The sequence below is a fragment of the Mesorhizobium australafricanum genome, assembly GCF_033977265.1.
GTDB lineage: Bacteria > Pseudomonadota > Alphaproteobacteria > Rhizobiales > Rhizobiaceae > Mesorhizobium > Mesorhizobium australafricanum.
This window is the reverse complement of record NZ_JAVIIT010000009.1, coordinates 167,480-184,157: the sequence shown is the minus strand read 5'-3', so window position 1 is coordinate 184,157 and position 16,678 is coordinate 167,480. Positions and strand designations below refer to the sequence as shown.

At 61.6% G+C, this 16,678-nt stretch carries 14 protein-coding genes and 1 pseudogene; 6 read left to right on the top strand and 9 right to left on the bottom strand.

From position 1 onward, the window contains the following. Positions 1-22: 22 nt before the first annotated feature. Entirely contained in the window at positions 23-784 is a 762-nt protein-coding gene (locus tag RFM98_RS19205) for an alpha/beta fold hydrolase (RefSeq protein WP_320310430.1), read from the bottom strand. Between the two features lie 584 nt (positions 785-1,368). Beyond that, positions 1,369-1,731 (bottom strand): hypothetical protein, encoded by a 363-nt coding sequence (locus RFM98_RS19200; RefSeq protein ID WP_320310350.1) that lies wholly within the window; start codon positions 1,729-1,731, stop codon positions 1,369-1,371. Here RFM98_RS19200 and RFM98_RS19195 point away from each other — a divergent pair. Then, positions 1,730-2,002: an ATP-binding protein gene (locus tag RFM98_RS19195; protein ID WP_320310349.1), complete on the top strand. Its 273-nt coding sequence runs from the start codon at positions 1,730-1,732 to the stop codon at positions 2,000-2,002. The genes RFM98_RS19200 and RFM98_RS19195 overlap by 2 nt on opposite strands. 212 nt (positions 2,003-2,214) lie before the next feature. Here RFM98_RS19195 and RFM98_RS19190 read toward each other — a convergent pair whose 3' ends face one another. Together RFM98_RS19190 and RFM98_RS19185 are read right to left on the bottom strand one after the other, a co-directional pair. Beyond that, positions 2,215-3,759: a mechanosensitive ion channel family protein gene (locus RFM98_RS19190; protein ID WP_320310348.1), complete on the bottom strand. Its 1,545-nt coding sequence runs from the start codon at positions 3,757-3,759 to the stop codon at positions 2,215-2,217. An 830-nt stretch (positions 3,760-4,589) separates the two neighbouring features. Beyond that, positions 4,590-5,048 (bottom strand): DUF680 domain-containing protein, encoded by a 459-nt coding sequence (locus tag RFM98_RS19185; RefSeq protein WP_320310347.1) that lies wholly within the window; start codon positions 5,046-5,048, stop codon positions 4,590-4,592. Between the two features lie 403 nt (positions 5,049-5,451). On the opposite strand from RFM98_RS19185, the gene RFM98_RS19180 reads away from it, so the two are divergent. Beyond that, complete coding sequence (locus RFM98_RS19180; RefSeq protein WP_320310346.1) at positions 5,452-7,671, top strand: mechanosensitive ion channel family protein; 2,220 nt, start codon at positions 5,452-5,454, stop codon at positions 7,669-7,671. Between the two features lie 156 nt (positions 7,672-7,827). On the opposite strand, the pseudogene RFM98_RS19175 reads toward RFM98_RS19180, so the two are convergent. Both RFM98_RS19175 and RFM98_RS19170 read right to left on the bottom strand, forming a co-directional pair. Continuing rightward, positions 7,828-7,932 (bottom strand): annotated as a pseudogene (locus RFM98_RS19175) (IS481 family transposase); the annotation flags it as partial. 536 nt (positions 7,933-8,468) lie between these two features. Further along, positions 8,469-8,717 (bottom strand): helix-turn-helix domain-containing protein, encoded by a 249-nt coding sequence (locus tag RFM98_RS19170; protein ID WP_320310345.1) that lies wholly within the window; start codon positions 8,715-8,717, stop codon positions 8,469-8,471. Positions 8,718-8,848: 131 nt separating this feature from the next. Here RFM98_RS19170 and RFM98_RS19165 point away from each other — a divergent pair, with 131 nt between their 5' ends. From RFM98_RS19165 to RFM98_RS19155, 3 genes are all read left to right on the top strand, one after another. Further along, a complete protein-coding gene (locus tag RFM98_RS19165; protein ID WP_320310344.1) occupies positions 8,849-9,448 on the top strand; it encodes a hypothetical protein in 600 nt (199 codons plus the stop codon). 169 nt (positions 9,449-9,617) lie between these two features. Then, positions 9,618-9,833 carry a hypothetical protein gene (locus tag RFM98_RS19160; RefSeq protein WP_320310343.1) on the top strand — a complete coding sequence of 72 codons (216 nt, stop codon included), beginning with the start codon at positions 9,618-9,620 and terminating at the stop codon, positions 9,831-9,833. 50 nt (positions 9,834-9,883) lie between these two features. Then, positions 9,884-11,590: a recombinase family protein gene (locus tag RFM98_RS19155; RefSeq protein ID WP_320310342.1), complete on the top strand. Its 1,707-nt coding sequence runs from the start codon at positions 9,884-9,886 to the stop codon at positions 11,588-11,590. Between the two features lie 217 nt (positions 11,591-11,807). Here RFM98_RS19155 and RFM98_RS19150 read toward each other — a convergent pair whose 3' ends face one another. The 3 genes from RFM98_RS19150 to RFM98_RS19140 all read right to left on the bottom strand — a co-directional run bounded on the left by RFM98_RS19150 (position 11,808) and on the right by RFM98_RS19140 (position 15,232). Then, positions 11,808-13,163 carry a glutamine synthetase family protein gene (locus RFM98_RS19150; protein WP_320310341.1) on the bottom strand — a complete coding sequence of 452 codons (1,356 nt, stop codon included), beginning with the start codon at positions 13,161-13,163 and terminating at the stop codon, positions 11,808-11,810. Between the two features lie 424 nt (positions 13,164-13,587). After that, positions 13,588-14,286 carry a GntR family transcriptional regulator gene (locus RFM98_RS19145; protein ID WP_320310340.1) on the bottom strand — a complete coding sequence of 233 codons (699 nt, stop codon included), beginning with the start codon at positions 14,284-14,286 and terminating at the stop codon, positions 13,588-13,590. A 163-nt stretch (positions 14,287-14,449) separates the two neighbouring features. Next, positions 14,450-15,232, bottom strand: coding sequence for an SDR family NAD(P)-dependent oxidoreductase (locus tag RFM98_RS19140; protein ID WP_320310339.1), 783 nt, complete (start codon positions 15,230-15,232; stop codon positions 14,450-14,452). Between the two features lie 240 nt (positions 15,233-15,472). Here RFM98_RS19140 and uxuA point away from each other — a divergent pair, with 240 nt between their 5' ends. After that, the gene (uxuA, locus tag RFM98_RS19135) at positions 15,473-16,657 is read left to right on the top strand and encodes a mannonate dehydratase (RefSeq protein ID WP_320310338.1); all 1,185 of its coding nucleotides are present in this window, start codon (positions 15,473-15,475) and stop codon (positions 16,655-16,657) included. The last annotated feature ends 21 nt before the right edge of the window (positions 16,658-16,678 follow it).

Genomic DNA, 16,678 nt, shown 5'->3' with positions numbered 1-16,678 from the left:
AATGCCAGGCGTTACGGGCTCTTCACCGAGCTGAAGCAGCGTCCTCGATGAGCGCGGCAACCTCGTCGGGATGCGAAACCATCACGGCGTGGGAAGCACCCTCGACGACCACGGTCTTCACGGCATGCGCGCGTTCGGCCATGAACTTCATGACCGCAGGCGGGATATTCCGATCGGCTGAGCCATAGATTGCGTACGAAGGAATCGTCTTCCATGAAGCGGTACCGGATGGCTCCGCCAGAGCGGCTTTGGCGACGGGACGCTGGGTCGCCGCCATCAGGCTGGTTTCGGCCGACGGTACGTCGGCTGCGAACTGCTCGTGGAATTTTTCCGACTGGATATAAAGGTCCTGGCCTCCATCGGCTTGCGCCACTGGAAGAAGAGCGGCGCCCAGCGTACTGCCTGGGAACTTCGCCGAGAGCGTGAGGCTGGACTCGCCGGTTTCGGGCGCAAACCCGGCCACGTAGACGAGAGCCTTCACATTGTTCTTTCCGTTGGCTGCCTCGGTGATGACCGGCCCGCCATAGGAATGGCCGACCAGCACGACCGGTCCGGAGATCGAGCGGATGACGGCTGAAACCGCCGCTGCATCGCCCTCGATGCTGCGAAGAGGATTGGCCGCGGCGATGGCTGTGTAGCCGTCCTTGTTGAGATCGGCGATCACCGCGTTCCAGCTCGACGACTCGGCGAAAGCGCCATGCACCAGCACGATTGTCGGCTTGACCCGCTGGCCCGCGGGTTGGGCCGTGGCGTCACCCGAAGCGGCAAACGCCGCGGCGAGCATCAGAATTCTCGTAATCCTTCGCACTTCCTTCTCCTTTGCGACCGGAACGTGACCAGTTGCACGGAAGAATGCTTCGAGCTTGCCTGCTAAACTATTCTACGGAGGCATCGGTCTTCCGATGCGAAGGTCTAGGGCGGATGCATTCGGAGACGGGGAGTCCTAGCCGACGACAGGCAAAGGCTAGCGCACGAGGCATCAATCGGTCAGGGGCGGAGCGGGCGGCATGGGCCAATACTGCGGGGCATTGTCGGCCAGGAATCGGACAAGCGGACGATCAACTCAGTAAAGTCCAGACACCGATCGAACCGGCTTAATCCAACGATATATACCGCAGTATGGTCGGCCCTCTCCCTCGATCCAATCGATGGCAAAGGCCCGTCGAAATAGCGTCCCTGAAGACAGAGGCCGCTACTGAACAGACGGAGCTGAGATGCTACATGCAGAGACAAAAGGCGACCTAGCTAGCGGGCGAGTATGTTCGTGACTCATCCGTCGAAGCCGCTCGGTACGAACTGCAAACAAAACAGCCGTCAGCTGGCACCGTTCACGATCTGGGCAATCTTATCCAGATCGCGTTATCCGCGCTAAGCCGCATCGCACGGGATCCTGGCGTCTCGGTGGCGCCAGCGCTTGAGCCCGTGATAGGCAGCGCCAAGACAGCCTTGCTGCAAGCCGGCGCGCTTGTCCGGGAGACCATCAGCAGGGCTCAACAGAGCCATGGCGAGGTTCAGGAAACCAACGTAAGTGCTTGCCTGACCGAGGTCGAGGCCCTCGCCCGGTGCGCCTGCGAGCCGCATATCCAGCCTGAGGTCCGCGTCGGATCCGGCCTGCTTCGCGCGAAATGCGATCGCCTGGGTCTGCAGAATGCGATCCTGAATCTCATATTCAACGCGCGTGACGCAATGCGGGGCGGCGGCTTGATCTCGATCGACGCCGCCGCCGTTCATGGCCGTGCCACCCTTTATCGAGCTTCGCATCGCCGATAGAGGTATCGGAATGACCCCTGGGACCGTTGCCCGTGCCTTCGAGCCATTTTTCACCACGAAGGGCAAGGGCTTGGGCGGTGTAGGCTTGCCGATGGTGAAGCATTTCGCCGCGGAGCGCGGCGGAAGTGTCGAAATCGAGAGCGTCCTGGGGGCTGGCACGACCGTGATCCTGCGAGTGCCGGCAGCACGGTCGGAACTCGACGCCGAGCAGATCGATCAACCTGCCTTGTGAAAGGCCGAGCGGCTTGCAAATGGGCACCCCACGGAAATATGCAACAGCGCCCTCCGTGTCCGGTAGCAGGCGGTTGCAAGTTGCACCATGAGCCAGATCGTCTCGACATTCGCGATGATTTAACCTTCGCCGAGTCGCGCGCCATCCGCACCCATCCATGAGAAAAGCAATTATTCTTGTCCTGAAACTGCGTGTTTCGCTCCGTGGGATGATCATCGTTTCCTCCCCTCTTGTGAGGCCTGAGTCTCGATATCCAAAAGGCGGCTTAGCGGAAGGTCGCGAAAGACCGTCTGAATGGCTTTGACTAGTGTGGATCTCGAGCTCGCGTGTGGCTGCTCCAGAGCGCTGCTTTCGCCTGAAGTTGACATGCCGGTCACCAGTGCCGCCGCGAGATCTTCGGTCATTTCGGGCCGGGCGAGCAGCAAGGGAGCGAAGCTTTTCTGGTCAATTTCGTAGACCACGACATGGGTCAGCGCTCGCAATGTCGACGTCTCGCCGATGCCGGCCAGCAGCCCTGTCTCACCGAAGAAGTCGCCGGGCGCGAGGCGACCGATATCCTGCATGCGGGCATCGCCCTCGCCCAGTTGCCGGGCGACGATACCGGCTCGAACGATCATGAGCGACGGCAGCATCTCTCCCTGTCGTGCGATGATGTCGCCCTTTCGGTAGGTGCGAACCGAGGTCGTCGCGGCAAGGGCCTCCTGCTCGTCGTCCGTCAGCGCCGAAAAAATCGGTATGGCCCTTATGAGGTCAATCGGGGTGACGCTTGGTGGCCTCGCCGTCTCTTCGGTCGGCAGGTTGCTCACGGCGATCGACGAGGGAGGTGCCGCAAGCAGCAGGCCGGTAGACTTGGCGTGGCGGTAGACAAGATCGAAGACTTCGTTCCGCGCGGCTATTCGTCGGCCAATATTCTCGACATGAACAAGCAGATCGATCTCGATCGCCACTGCGTTCAAATCCCGAATAACCACCAAGGGCGGCGGTACCTTCAAGATGGAGTTGCAGCTCAGCAGGGCCGTTCGCATCACGTCCACGACGATGGCCGGCATTTTGGTGGGTGCGATTCTTATGGTGAAAGCAATTCCGTGGCTCTCGTCTGGCCTGCTCACATTGGTCAGCCCAAGCTTGGCCAGAAAGCTATTCGGAAGCGCAACGACGTTGTGTGCCCAGGTGAGCACCTGGGTCGATCTCCAACTGGTTTCCACAACACGGCCTTCGGTGCCGTCGCTCAAAACGATCCAGTCCCCAAGCACATAGGGCCGCCCGAGGTTTAGAGCGATGCCCGAAAACACGTCGCTCAGTGTATTCTGCAGGGCCAGTCCCAGGACGATGGCAAAGACACCTGAGGTGGCGATGAGGGTTCCGACGGGCACGCCAAAGACGAAAGCGAGGACCGACAGCAGCATTCCAACATAAACGACGCCGACGACGAGATCCTGCAGGAGCCGTGCCTCGCGTGGCTTCCCCTCGAAGACGAGAAAGATGCGGACGAAACCGATCAGCGCCCACGCAAGATGAACCCACCAGAGCACTTTCGCCACCCCGAAGAGTATCGCTCGGGCCGTTGTCTCTCCGCTCCGGGTTAGCTCGTACGGGACGACGGCACCGTCCAGAAGGAGAACCGACATTGCAAGGAAGAAGGCAATCTGAACGATCAGCCTTGTGTTGGGGAGACTCCGCGGAATGACGCACCAGACAACAATTCCGGCGACGCCCACTAGAGCCATGTAGAGAGGAGGAGCGATCCACCAGTTCATGACCAATCCTGTTCGACCAAAGCCTCAACCACTGCTTCTAATTCCGAGCCTAACGAGGCCGCCCTAGGCTGCGTGCTCGATCACATGAGCGGTGCGGCACCGGCTAGGACCTCGTGCGATCCGAGCTTTCCCGACCAGGATCGGGGCCACCTTGTTTTTCCCAAGCACCGCTCCGATCCCGGTCTTGGGTGTATAGGTCGAATGTCCACCGCTCATCGCGTCGCTGGCTCTTGGCGCCATGGTATGGCTGTCGGCCAACACCCCTTGACCGGCTACCTTCCGCTACATGGGAGTGAATCTACTCGCGGTCCCGATGATCTCTGGGAGAGATGGACATTCTGACCCCGTTGCGTGTGTAAACTCGCTGAGCCTTCGCGCGAGCAAACTGGGCAGCGCTGCCGCTGCGCCTTGCCCGAGGCGCAGCCATGTCAATGCCGCAGAGCCTCAGGAGGATGTGCAGCGCCTTCGAAAGAGCTGGACGCGGTGTCATTTCCGGTTCTCCATTTCTGTCGCGTTAGAGAGATCCAACCATGCCGGGCTTTGCGCGGTGCGCGCCATCGTGCCGAGGAAGCGTGCGTTCCATACCTTGGTCCATTGTTCCCGCAATGAAGGGCTGGGACAGACGGTCGAAATCGCCATGAGGCCGGCGCGTGCCATCGATGGTAACTGCCGCCTCGATTTGGCAGCAGTTCGATTTTTGTGCCTGGAGGATGTCGGTTATGGACGCAATGGCGAATGCACGGCGCGGAGCCCTATAAGCCCAGGCCTCTTCTATCGTTGAGTCGCTCGATCTGAGAGAAAGACCGAGCGGTCCTTTAGCTGCCTTAGGTCTACCGCCCCCAAATACCCTGTCCATATTTGTCGTTAGGCGTGACCGGCTTTCGAACCGTTTGACCGGCTTCATGCTTGGCATGTCCGTCGATCATCTCGATCGAGGAGGTATGCAACTTGTCGGCAGGAGTCGCCTTTTCCGACCCGTAGTGATCGCTGCCGGCAAGTGCGGTTCCGGCAGAAACAACAAGAGACGCGACAGCAAGTGCGATGAGCTTCATTATTCTTCTCCAATGTTTGACACTGCGCCAGAGTGATACGGAACGAGTTGTCTCCAGACGATTAGACGACTGAATGGTTGGATACATACGGAAGTATTGGAAGCACTGGCCAACGACCGGGGAAATGACCTCGCGGTTGATCGACTTCTTGCGCGAAAGCAGGGCTATGCCTTTCGGAGCTAAGCCTGTTGCCGTTTGGTCCGACAGAGCAAGCGAAGCATTGACCGTGGCCAGCATCTCGTTGCTAGCCGGTGTCGGCGCGGGCTGCCACACGTGCAGCCTGGTCAATCTCCCACGTAGGAAACCATAGACCAAGGTATCGAATGATTGCGCCTTGGGCGCGATGGCCAGCACCCCTGGAAGCTTGGCATGTTGGTGTCCTGACGATGTCGCGGAAGTTTTTCAGCACTCGCATCGCACCGACCGTGCCAGCAACGCGGATCAGTCTGATGGTCTCATCGGTCGGTGGCAAAAGGGCACCGGATAAACTCGTGATTGGTGCGATCGGAGTGCTCGCGAGCATACGGGTTCTTGCTCGCCGATTTGACCGGAAGGTTACAGCACGATGCCACTCATGATTCGACGATTGGGCGCCAGGAATCCGGCGTGCCTGGCACGGCGTCTCGGGGATTTGACGGCGATGTTAATCCTGATTTCCAGGCCGCTGGTCTTTGGGATCGCCCTCTTGTTGGCTGGTCCGGCACAGGCGCAGGCGACGGCGACCGTCCCGCCTGAAAAGGTCAAACAGCTATTCGATCTTCTCGACGATCCATCGGTGAAGGCCTGGGTGGCCGAGCAACGAAAGCAGGACGCCGGGCCGACCGGAACGCCTGCCGCGGCAGGAGCTTCGCCGTCCGGCGCATCGTCCGATGCCGTGGCCGCGCCGGGCCGGATGAATACGATGGCATCCTCGACGCTCGATCGGATCAAGCATCATATCGAAAGAATCGTGGGGACCTTGCCCTCGCTGCCAGGCCAGTTCGCGCGCGTGCGGGCAGAGACCATGGAGGATATGTCCGGCAAGAGGCCCGCCGGCATGCTTTTGCTGATCGCGATTTTTATCGCTGCCGGCCTGGCGCTCACTTGGGCAACGTACAAGCTCACCCGTCCGTTCCGTCTGTGGATCATCGCACAATCGAAGGATACGCCCATTGGGCGGGCCAAGAAGATTGGTGGCCGCACGCTTTATTCCAGCCTGCTGATCCTCTCGTTCGCGCTGGGCAGCGCCGGCGCGTTCATCTTGTTTGACTGGCCAATGCTTATCCGCGAGATCGTGCTGACCTTTCTGATGGCTGCGGTCGCCACAGCGGCTGTGCGCATGTACCTCGCAGCCCTGCTCGTCCCCTCCTTCATGCAGGTCGAGAACGCCGTCGAGGTTCGTGCTTTGCCTGTCACCAACGAAACGGCCGACCATTGGTTCTATTGGGTACCCAGGATCTTCGGCGTCTTTGCCTTCTTCGCCGCGGCGTTCATCCTCTTGCCGGGTCTCGGCATTGATCAGGACGGAATGCTGGTGCTGTCGGTAGGTGCCGATTTCGTGCTGCTGCTGCTCTTTCTGATTGCCGTTTGGCGTCGGCCAAGAACAAAGCGGAACGATGGGCACGGTCACACGGCAGCGACATGGTTTTTGACTGCTTACTTCGTCGTCCTGTTCCTGCTGCGCATCGCCGGCCTTCCCATATTGTTCTGGTTTACCTTCGCCGCATTCTTCCTGCCTTTCGCAATCGTGCTGACGCAGCGCGGGGTCAATTTCGTCCTGCGGCCGGGTTCGGAAGATTCCGGCCGGCCTACGATCCCGGCGGTCACGATCGCTGTCATCGATCGCGCAGTCCGGATGATCTTGATCCTGGCGGCGGCTTACCTTCTTGCGCGTGCCTGGGGTCTGGACATGCAGTCGATGCAGGACAGCAACACGACGACCACGCTCATATTGCGCGGCTTGATCAATGTCATTGTCATTGCGCTTGCCGCCGACTTCGGCTGGTCGATCATCAAGGCCTTGATCGAGAGAAAGCTGGGCATCGAAGCGCAGCACGCGGTGATCAGCGACGAGGAGATGCCGGTCGTCGATCCTCAGCAGGCGCGGCTGCGCACGCTCTTGCCCATCATCCAGAACATTCTACTGGCAGTGATCGTCGTCATGGCGGTGCTGATGATGCTCGCCTCGGTCGGTATCCAGATCGGCCCCCTGATCGCCGGCGCCGGCGTCGTTGGCGTCGCCGTGGGTTTTGGCGCGCAAACCATCGTCAAGGACGTGATCTCAGGCGTGTTCTATCTGCTCGACGACGCATTCCGTGTCGGCGAATACATTTCATCGGGCAGCTACAGGGGTACGGTGGAGAGCTTTTCGCTGCGGTCGGTGAAGCTGCGCCACCATCGTGGCCCGCTGTTCACAATACCGTTCGGTGAACTCGGAGCCGTCCAGAACCAGAGCCGTGACTGGGTTACCGACAAATTCAACATCACCGTCGGCTATGACACCGACATCGAGTTCGCTCGCAAGCTGATCAAGCGGATAGGCCTGGAGCTGGCGGAAGATCCCGAATTTAAAAACTGGGTGATCGAACCGATCAAGATGCAGGGCGTGCAGGAGTTCGGTGAGTATGGCATCGTATTGAGGGTCAAGGTCACAACCAGACCGGGAGGTGCCTTCGCTATGAAAGGGAGATTCTTTTTACGCCTCCGCCAGGCCTTCAAGGAACAGGGCATCGAACTGCCATTCCCGACCGTTCACGTCGAGGGGCTGCAGAGCCCACATGGGGCAGAGAATGCGCCTGTGGAGATCACACCCGAGTTGAAACTGGCCGTCGCGCAGTCGCACACCAACCGGCGCAGGAAAAAGGCCAGCACAACGGAGTAGGAAAGCTGTGACACCTGCCGGTCGTCAACGTGCCAATGCTTTCGCAGCTGGAAGCCGTGGCCGAATTCATCGCCAGCGCTGCGACAAAGGTTGCAAGTTAGCCATCGAGAACCGAGAATGACTGCGGCCTCGCGCGAGCTGCTGCCCTCGACCCGGAACCAAGCGCGCCACCACCTTGGCCGATGTCCGCGCCGCATTGGCTCTGGAAAGGCGGCCCTCAACAACGTCGCGGGCCATCTCCTCTCGACCCAGCGGCGTCAGACGGGCATTCTTATGGACGTTCTAACGGTCCTCCGAGAATCGCCAAGCTTCGACAACCTCTGCTTTCTCGGTCGGGGCCGAATGGACAACGTCCTGAAAGCTCACAGCTAGCACACCGCTGCCTTCTCAGTATCCGACTTGACGGATGAGTACCTCAACTGTCTGGCAGGCTTCGCGACGACACGGCGCGAGGCTGGCAGATTGGCTGAGTAGTACGCCAAATTCCTGGGTAGCCGAGCAAGCAGCTAACCCTTTCTGGGTTGAGAGTGAGCCTCGGCGCGACCGCGGCTAGCGTCGGCTTTCGGGACAGTACCTGGCCGCCACCAATAGCCGGAATGAGGCGCGAAGCAGCCGCTCGCCGCTCGCACGCTACAGCGCCTGTGAATGGCGCGCGAGCGAGCGGCTTCCGCCAAGTCATTCCTATGAACTGAATCCAGGGCGCGCTTCCAACGTCTTCCTGCGTCAGGCCGTTCTCCCGCAGAATACGGGGAATTAGCTGACGCATGGCCATGGGTCCGACAACCTTATCAACTTCTCTATTCGTCAGGCTCAGACTTCGATCTCTGCGGGTCAGCTGAGGTTCGTTTCAGCAGTTCTGCGACTTCCACACCCAGCACTTCAGCGAGTCGGTCAACGACGTCGATGCTCGCGTTGTACACGTTGCGTTCCAAAGCGCTGATATAGGTGCGATCGATCCCAGCCCGGTGCGCAAGCTCTTCCTGTGACAGGCCTCTAGCCCGCCGCAGGGCTCTTAGGTTTTGCGCGAACGCTTCTCGGATCTCCATGAATCCGACACCAGCGCCTTGCAGAGTATTTCACCACGGAGTATTCTCTACAAATCACATTCGGAAGGCCGGCTCCTTCATGGGTATTGGACCCACTGAGCGAAGCTTGCCGCACGGAAGGAGACCATGCTGTGGCAGCGAAAAAGCCGAATGTTCTCGCCGCAAGCCGCAACGACCCGGAATTGCGACCGGCGGCCCCACGCGATCCCGCGCTTCTGCTTGTGAGCGATTGGCAAATGGCTAGGTACGTCTCCATGCTTCTATGTCGCGTGCAGCAGCGGCTGGAGAGCCGGCTGGTCAATCCCGGAATTCAGGTATTGGCCGCAGATTCACCGACGCAAGTTCAAGAGCGAGCGGCGCGCACCCAAGGCGGTCCTCGGGAGTATGCGGTTGCGCGCGAGGCTGAGGTCTTTGCGATGACAGAAGCCCTCAAGTTCCAGGATTCTATCCCTGATGTCGCGGCGACGTCGCTTCTCGGCGCCATCGCCAAGTTGGAAATGATCGTCGGCGCTGATCGAGATATTGGTGATCCTACCGACTTCCCCTGGCCGCACATAGCTTCCGTGCTGCGTGACTTAAAGGCGATCGCGGGAGACTTCCCGGTTGGTCGCCCGAGCCGGGAAAGGACGCGGAGCGACGTTGCTAGGCATTGGGAGTCCGCAGTCAAGCTTGTCGCTGCGCTAAAGGAGGAAGACGCGGCGGAATGCCGTGGAGATGTCGTGGTCTTGTGACCCGCCCCCTCACCACTTGTCGCCTGCAGCCCGACCCTTGACGATTGAGAGACGAAACCGCACGGCACAAGTCATTGCACGCTGTGACCCTACGACATGAAGTTCGCGCTTTCCTTCGGCGCTCGGAGGACTCTGATGGCAGGTCGATCCACCATTGGGAGCGACCGCCATGTCAGAGGAAACCAGCGCCGGGCCACAGGCTTTGGTTCCAGCAAACGACAACGGCGACCTCGCTGGCTCCGAAGGTCGCCCGGAACTCATGCACGCGGTCAGGCTGGATCGGGTGGTGCTGGATATCGCTGGGCTGATCGGCCGGCAATTGGCGCGAGAGGCATTCGAGGCGAGAGTCGCGGGCAACGACAATCGTCCGAACCGCCGAGAGTGAGAGGGCAGGGGGAGGAAGCCCCTCGGGAATAGGAGAGAGGATCTGCCGCCATGACCCGTGTCGCACTCTATGCCCGCTATTCTTCCGACAGCCAGCGGGACGCCTCCATCGAGGATCAGTTGAGGCTGTGCCGCGAGCAGGCGGCGCGGGAGGGCTGGAGCGTGTCGGGAACCTTTGAGGATGCGGCGATCTCCGGTGCCAGCACAGTGCTGCGGCCGGGTATCCAGCATTTGGTGCGCGATGCCCAGCGCGGCCGCTTCGAAGTGGTGCTGGCCGAAGCGCTCGATCGCATCAGCCGCGACCAGGCAGATGTCGCCACTCTCTTCAAGCATCTCAGATTCGCCGGCGTTGCCATCGTCACCTTGGCCGAGGGCGAGATCAGCGAGCTGCATGTCGGCCTCAAGGGCACGATGAATGCCCTCTTTCTCAAGGACCTCGCCCTCAAGACCCATCGTGGTCTGCGGGGAAGGGTGGAGAAGGGCAAGGCCGGGGGTGGGCTCTGCTACGGCTACCGGGTAATAAAAGAACTCGATAGCGAAGGTGAGCCCATCCGCGGCGACCGCGAGATCGTGCCGGAGGAAGCGGCCATCGTGCGCCGCATCTTTCGCGAGTTCGCTGCCGGCAAGAGCCCAAAGGCGATCGCCGTCGACCTTAATAAAGAGAACGTTCCTGGTCCGCTCGGCCGACACTGGGGCGATACCAGCGTGCGCGGGCATGTAATCCGGGGCACCGGCGTCATCAACAACGAGCTCTATACCGGTGTGCTGGTCTGGAACCGCCTACACTTCGTCAAGGATCCCGCCACCGGCAAGCGTGTATCGCGGGCCAACCCGCCAGCCAAATGGATCCGCACCGAGGTGCCGCATCTGAGGATCGTCGACGACGAATTGTGGCAGGCCGTGAAGGAGAGACAGAGATCCATCGCCAGCCACTTCGAGGCGGTGGCGATCGCCACCCGCAAGGCCCGGGCCAGGAAGCTGCACACCATGAAGCGGCCGGTCTCGCTGCTTTCCGGCCTGCTCATCTGCGGCTGCTGCGGCGGGCGCTACGGCCTGTTCACGCGAGACCGCTACGCCTGTCTCAACCACCAGCGCCGGGGCATCTGCAACAACGGCCGCACCATCACCCGCGATAAGATCGAGCAGCGCGTCCTGTCGGGCCTGAAGGAGAGGCTGGTCTCGGCCGATGCCGTGGCCGAGGCGATCAGAGCCTATGCCCAGGAGACCAACCGCCTCAACCAGGAGCGTCGCGCGCAAGGCGAACAAGACCGCAAGGCGCTAGACAAGATCGAGCGTGCCATCGCCGGCATCATGGCCGCGATCGAAGATGGCCTTTACCAACCTTCGATGAAGGCAAGAATGGAAGATCTGGAGAGGCAGAAGGCGGAGATGACAGCGCGTCTGGCGGTGGCGCCTACCGAGGTGCCCGACCTGCATCCGAACATTGCCAACCTCTACCGCAAGCGCGTGGAGCAGCTCACGCAAGCGCTCGCCGACCACGAGGACGGACGTCCAGCCGCCGAGGCGTTGCGCTCTTTGATCGGAGAGATCGTGCTCACGCCCGGCGAAAAGCGCGGGGAGGTGCATGCCGAGCTACGCGGCGAGTTGTTCGGCATCCTCGAAATCGCCAAACCTGACCAAAGCCAGCAGTTTGACGGTGTTATGACAAAAGGGGTTGCGGGTCCCCGCAACCAGATACAAAAACGCCCGCCTCGTGCGGGCGTTTTTGTATCTTGCTGGGGTGGCCGGATGATTTGAGCTGCCATCAGGGGCCCGCAAGGAGGCGAAGCCGACGCCGCGGGACAAAGAAGCCAAATCCTGTCCCCGCAACCAGATACAAACGGCCCGCCTCGCGCGGGCCGTTTTTGTTTGTGCGCCACGACGCGAATCTATTCGACGGATGCCGTCCGTTCGACTGGATAGTTGTCCTGTGTGCCGGTCAACGTGCGCCCGCTGGGCTCCTGACCGGCCGGCCTCAAACGCTCTCGAGATAGGTCTCGATCTCGAAGTCGCTGACATTCAGCGCGAAAGTGTTCAACTCCTGGCGCTTGCAGGCGATGAAGGCGTCACGCAGCACGGCCGGGAAGATCTCGGCAATACGCGGACCGGTCTCGAAGGCGGCGATCGCCGAGGCCCAGTCCGGCGGCAGCTTGGCAAGCGGCAGCCCCTGGCCCTCGCCTCCGGTCGGCTCGCCGGGCGAGAGCTGCCGCTCTATGCCGATCAACGCCGCGCCGAGAATCGCCGCCAGCACCAGATAGGGATTTGCGTCGGCGCCTGAGACGCGATGCTCGATGCGGCGCGCGACCGACGGGCCGCCTGGAATGCGAATCGCCACCATGCGGTTTTCGTAGCCCCAGGCGACCGCGGTCGGTGCATAGGAACGCGGCCGCAGCCGCCGGTAGGAATTGAAATGCGGGGCGAACACCAGCGTGCTTTGCGCCATCGCGGCCAGCAGGCCGCCAACCGCATGGCGCATGGTGCCGGAGCCTTGGTCGGAGCCGTCGTCGAAGATGTTGTGGCCGTCCTTGTCGAGCACGCTGAAATGGACATGGAAACCGTTGCCGGCCCGTTCGCCATAGGGCTTGGCCATGAAGCAGGCGGCGAAGCCATGCTTGCGGGCGATCCCCTTCACGGTGCGCTTGAAGAGAACCGCATCGTCCGCGGCGCGCAAGGCGTCCGGCACATGGTTGAGGTTGATCTCGAATTGGCCGACGCCGTTCTCGGCGATCGCGGTGTCGACCGGAATGTCCTGCATGCGGCAGGCTTCGTAGATATCGTGGATGAAGGCCTCGAAATCGTCGACCTCATCGATCGAGAGTGCGGCGTCGGAATCGAGGCGCCTGCCGGTGACCGGCGAGACGGGGCCAACCGGACGCTGCGACGTCGGATCGACGAGGTAGAATTCGAGTTCGGTCGCGGTGACGGGCGTCAGGCCAAGCGCGGCATAGCGGTCGAGGATGCGGGCCAGCGCCCGGCGCGGATCGCCGAGATAGGGCGCGCCGCTGTCGTCCGCCAGCCAGAGCGGCAGAAGTGCTGTCGGGTGGGCCGTCCAGTCGACCGGCAGTATGCCGCGCCCGGTCCAGTGGCAAAGCCCGTCGGCGTCGCCGGTCGAGAACACCTGGGCGTTGCCTTCGATGTCCTCGCCCCAGATGTCGAGGCCGATGGCCGAATAAGGCATGCGCAGCTTGCCTTCGAGGGCCTTGCGCGCCTGCTCGACCGGAATGCGCTTGCCGCGCATGATGCCGTTCAGGTCGCACACCGCCGCCCTGAGGCTCTGGATGTCCTTCCTGCTTTCAAGCCAATTCAAAACGTCCGCAATCGCATCGCTCAATTTCCAGCCCCTGTTCTTGAGGTGCTGTAGCCAGTTGGCTACGATATCCAATTTTCAGCTTGTGAGTTCATGAAGGCCATTTCGGCTATTGCCGAACAGCTTTTCCTCATTTTTTCAAGTCACTAGCTGGGATATCGGGCGGCATTTCAGGTCCACTTTCTGCGATCTGCGATCGCAAAATAGCGACAAGCAAAGAGAAAGCCAAGCCGGGAGTTGGAATTGGCGGCAACGCCCATCCCGTCTTCATCCTATGGCGGAGCAAGGAGCGAAGCGACGCGGCGCAGACCATAGGGGTGCAGAATTCTGCTCCGCTGAATTCCTCGACCAATGTCACGGAATGGATCCTCGGGTCTGCGCTCCGCTTTGCGTCGCTGCGCCCGTGGATGAAGAGTTTGAGAGGCTTTCGCCAATCTCGAAGGCCTTCCTAATTCCGCAGTTCCGGGAACTTGATCTGCTTAAGAATGTGCGCGGCACCCTCGTCGATGTCGCGCACGATGGCCGCGCGGGCCCGCTCGCCGTCCTGGGCCTCGATCGCCGCCACGACTTCCTCGTGATAGTCGATGCCGAGAATGCCGGCGAGGTTGTCCTCGAAGCCGATACGCAGGTTGCGGAGGAAAGGTCCGACCTGCATCCAGACAGTCTCGATCAGGAAGATCATCTGCTCGTTGCCGCAGTGGCGATAGATCGAGAATTTGAAGTCGTGGTTCTTGCGCAGATAGTCGTCGATGTCGCCGCTGCGGGCGGCCTGGGTAAGCTCGGTGCAGTGGCGGCGAATGGCGCGCAGATTGTTGCCGTTGATGAGCTTGGTGGCGAGTTCGGTGGCCGTGCCTTCCAGGATCGTGCGCACGTCGGTCAGCTGCCGGAACCGATCGGCCGATATGGTCGGCACCTCGACGCTGCCGTTCGGCATCGGGCTCAGCGCCCTGAGCGCCTGCAGCCGCATGAAGGCGCTGCGCACCGGCATGTCGCTGGTGCCGAGCTCCTTGGCGAGCTTGCGCGAGGTCAGCTTCTGGCCCGGCTGGAGCTGGCCCGACATCAGCGCCCGCACGAGCTCCAGATAGACTTTCTCATGCAGCGGAACGGTATCGACAGCGGACAGTCCGAATTGCGATTTGTCGGCCATTGGCTATGCGTTACTTCATTCGTCCTGAAATCTGCTTCGTCGCTTTATCCGCCGCCGTGATACCCGGCCGGCAGCTCTTGTCGCCGCACGATAGACGGTTAACGCGCGCCGCCACAAGGGAGAGCACTCCCAGCCTCGCCACCGCTTCATCGCGATCGATGCACTATCTCACGCCAATACCCGCCAAAAGGCCGCCGTCTATTCTGTAATCGGCGCCGGTGCAGAAGCTTGCCTTGGATGAGCAGAGGAAGGCGATCAATTCCGCCACTTCTTCCGGCTCGCCGATGCGGCCGATCGGGTGCGCTTCGCCGAAGCGCCTGAAGGCTGCTTCGACATCCGCGTTGGGGTCGTCGGCGCGGGCGGCCCGTTCGAGGATAGGGGTGCGAACGGATCCCGGGCTGACGGAGTTCACGCGGATGCCCTTTCGGGCATAATCGAGCGCCAGCGAGCGCGTCAGCGTGTGGATGGCGCCCTTGGTGGTGGCGTAGGCGGCGACATTCTCCTGGCAGGCAGTGCCTTGCACCGAGGCGACGTTGACGATGGCGCCGCCGCCGCGCTTGATCATTTCGGGAATGCCGAAACGGGCGGTGAGGTAGATCGACCCGACATTGACGGACATCGCCCGGTTCCAGGTCTCGAAATCCGTCGTCGTCGCCGTGCCGTAGGGATGCACGGCCGCCGAATTGACGATGGCGTCCAGCCCGCCGAATTTCGCGACGCCGGCGGCGATCGCCCTCTCGACCTGGTCGGGCACGGCAACATCCGTGACGAGCACGAGCGCGGCGGCGCCGGCGCGATTGAGCTCGGCCTGCAGCATCGCGTTGGCGGCTTGATCGATGCCCAGCGCGATGATCGCGGCGCCGCCTTCGGCAAGACGGCGCGCGGTTGCCTCGCCGATGCCGGTCGTTCCCGTCACCAGCGCGACCTTGCCGTCGAAATCGTTCATGGACAAACTCCTGCAATAAAGGACGAGGCGCCTGTCGGCGGTAAGTCGCGAGGCGCCGGAATCACCTGATTTGACGGCCATTGTCATCCGACAATATGGTCGATCGCAACCACAGCGCGCCGCGCTGAGATTCGGCTGACGCGCTTTACGTCTTTGTTTTGATGCATGCCGGTTCCCAAAGCCGCCGCGCACATTGGGCGACATGCATTGAAGCGCATCGCAATGCTTTGAGAGGCAGTCATGGAACAATGCTGGCGCTGGTACGGTCCGAACGACCCGGTCACGCTCGATCACATTAAACAGGCGGGTGCTGCAGGCATCGTCACGGCGCTGCACAACATCTATGACGGCAGCGCCTGGCCGCTCGAGGCCATCCTCGAGCGCAAGCGCATCATCGAGGCGGCGGGCCTGACTTGGTCGGTGGTGGAAAGCATTCCCGTCCACAACTCGATCAAGACCGGAACGCCTGAACGGGAGCATTACGCCGGCTGGTACAGGGACACGATCCGGGCGCTGGCCGAGGCCGGCATCTCGACGATCTGTTACAATTTCATGCCCGTGGTCGACTGGACGCGCACCGATCTGATGTACCGGCTGCCGACCACGGGCTATGCGTTGCGCTTCGATGCCCTCGATTTCGCCGCCTATGACGTCTTCGTGCTGAAGCGGCCGAATGCCGAGGCGAGCTACAGCCCGGCGCGACTCCAGGAAGCGGAAGCACGGCTCAAGATTTTGAGCGCCGAGGACATCGACAAGATCGAACGCAACCTGATCGCCGGACTGCCGGCCACCGAGCGCACCTACAATCGCGAGACGATGCGCGATGCGCTCGCCGATTACGCGGCGATCGGCCCGGCTGAGCTGCGCGCCAACCTCGCCTGGTTCCTGAAGGAGATCATCCCCGCGGCGGAAGAAGTCGGCGCGCGCATGTGCATCCATCCCGACGATCCGCCCTTCTCACTCTACGGCCTGCCGCGCGTGGTTTCCACTGCCGATGACGCCCGTTTCATCCTGGGGACGGTCGACAGCCCGTCGAACGGACTGACCTTCTGCACCGGCTCCTACGGCGTGCGCGCCGACAACGACCTGGTCGCGATGATCGAGGAGTTCGCGCCCCGGATTCATTTCGCGCATCTGCGCAACGTGACGCGTGAAAAGGACGGTTCCTTCTACGAGGCGGAGCATCTGGAAGGTTCGACCGACATGGCCGAGGTCATCCTGGCGCTGATGAAGGAAGAGGCGCGGCGGCGGAAGGAGGGCCGGAGCGACTGGCGCATCCCGATGCGGCCGGACCATGGTCATCTGCTCGCAGACGATATCGGCAAGACAAAGATCAACCCCGGCTATTCGCTGATCGGGCGGCTCAAGGGTCTTGCCGAGCTGCGCGGCATCATGCGCGCCGTGGAGCGGTTCGAGCTGGCCTGAGGCGGACCTGCGGAATCTTCC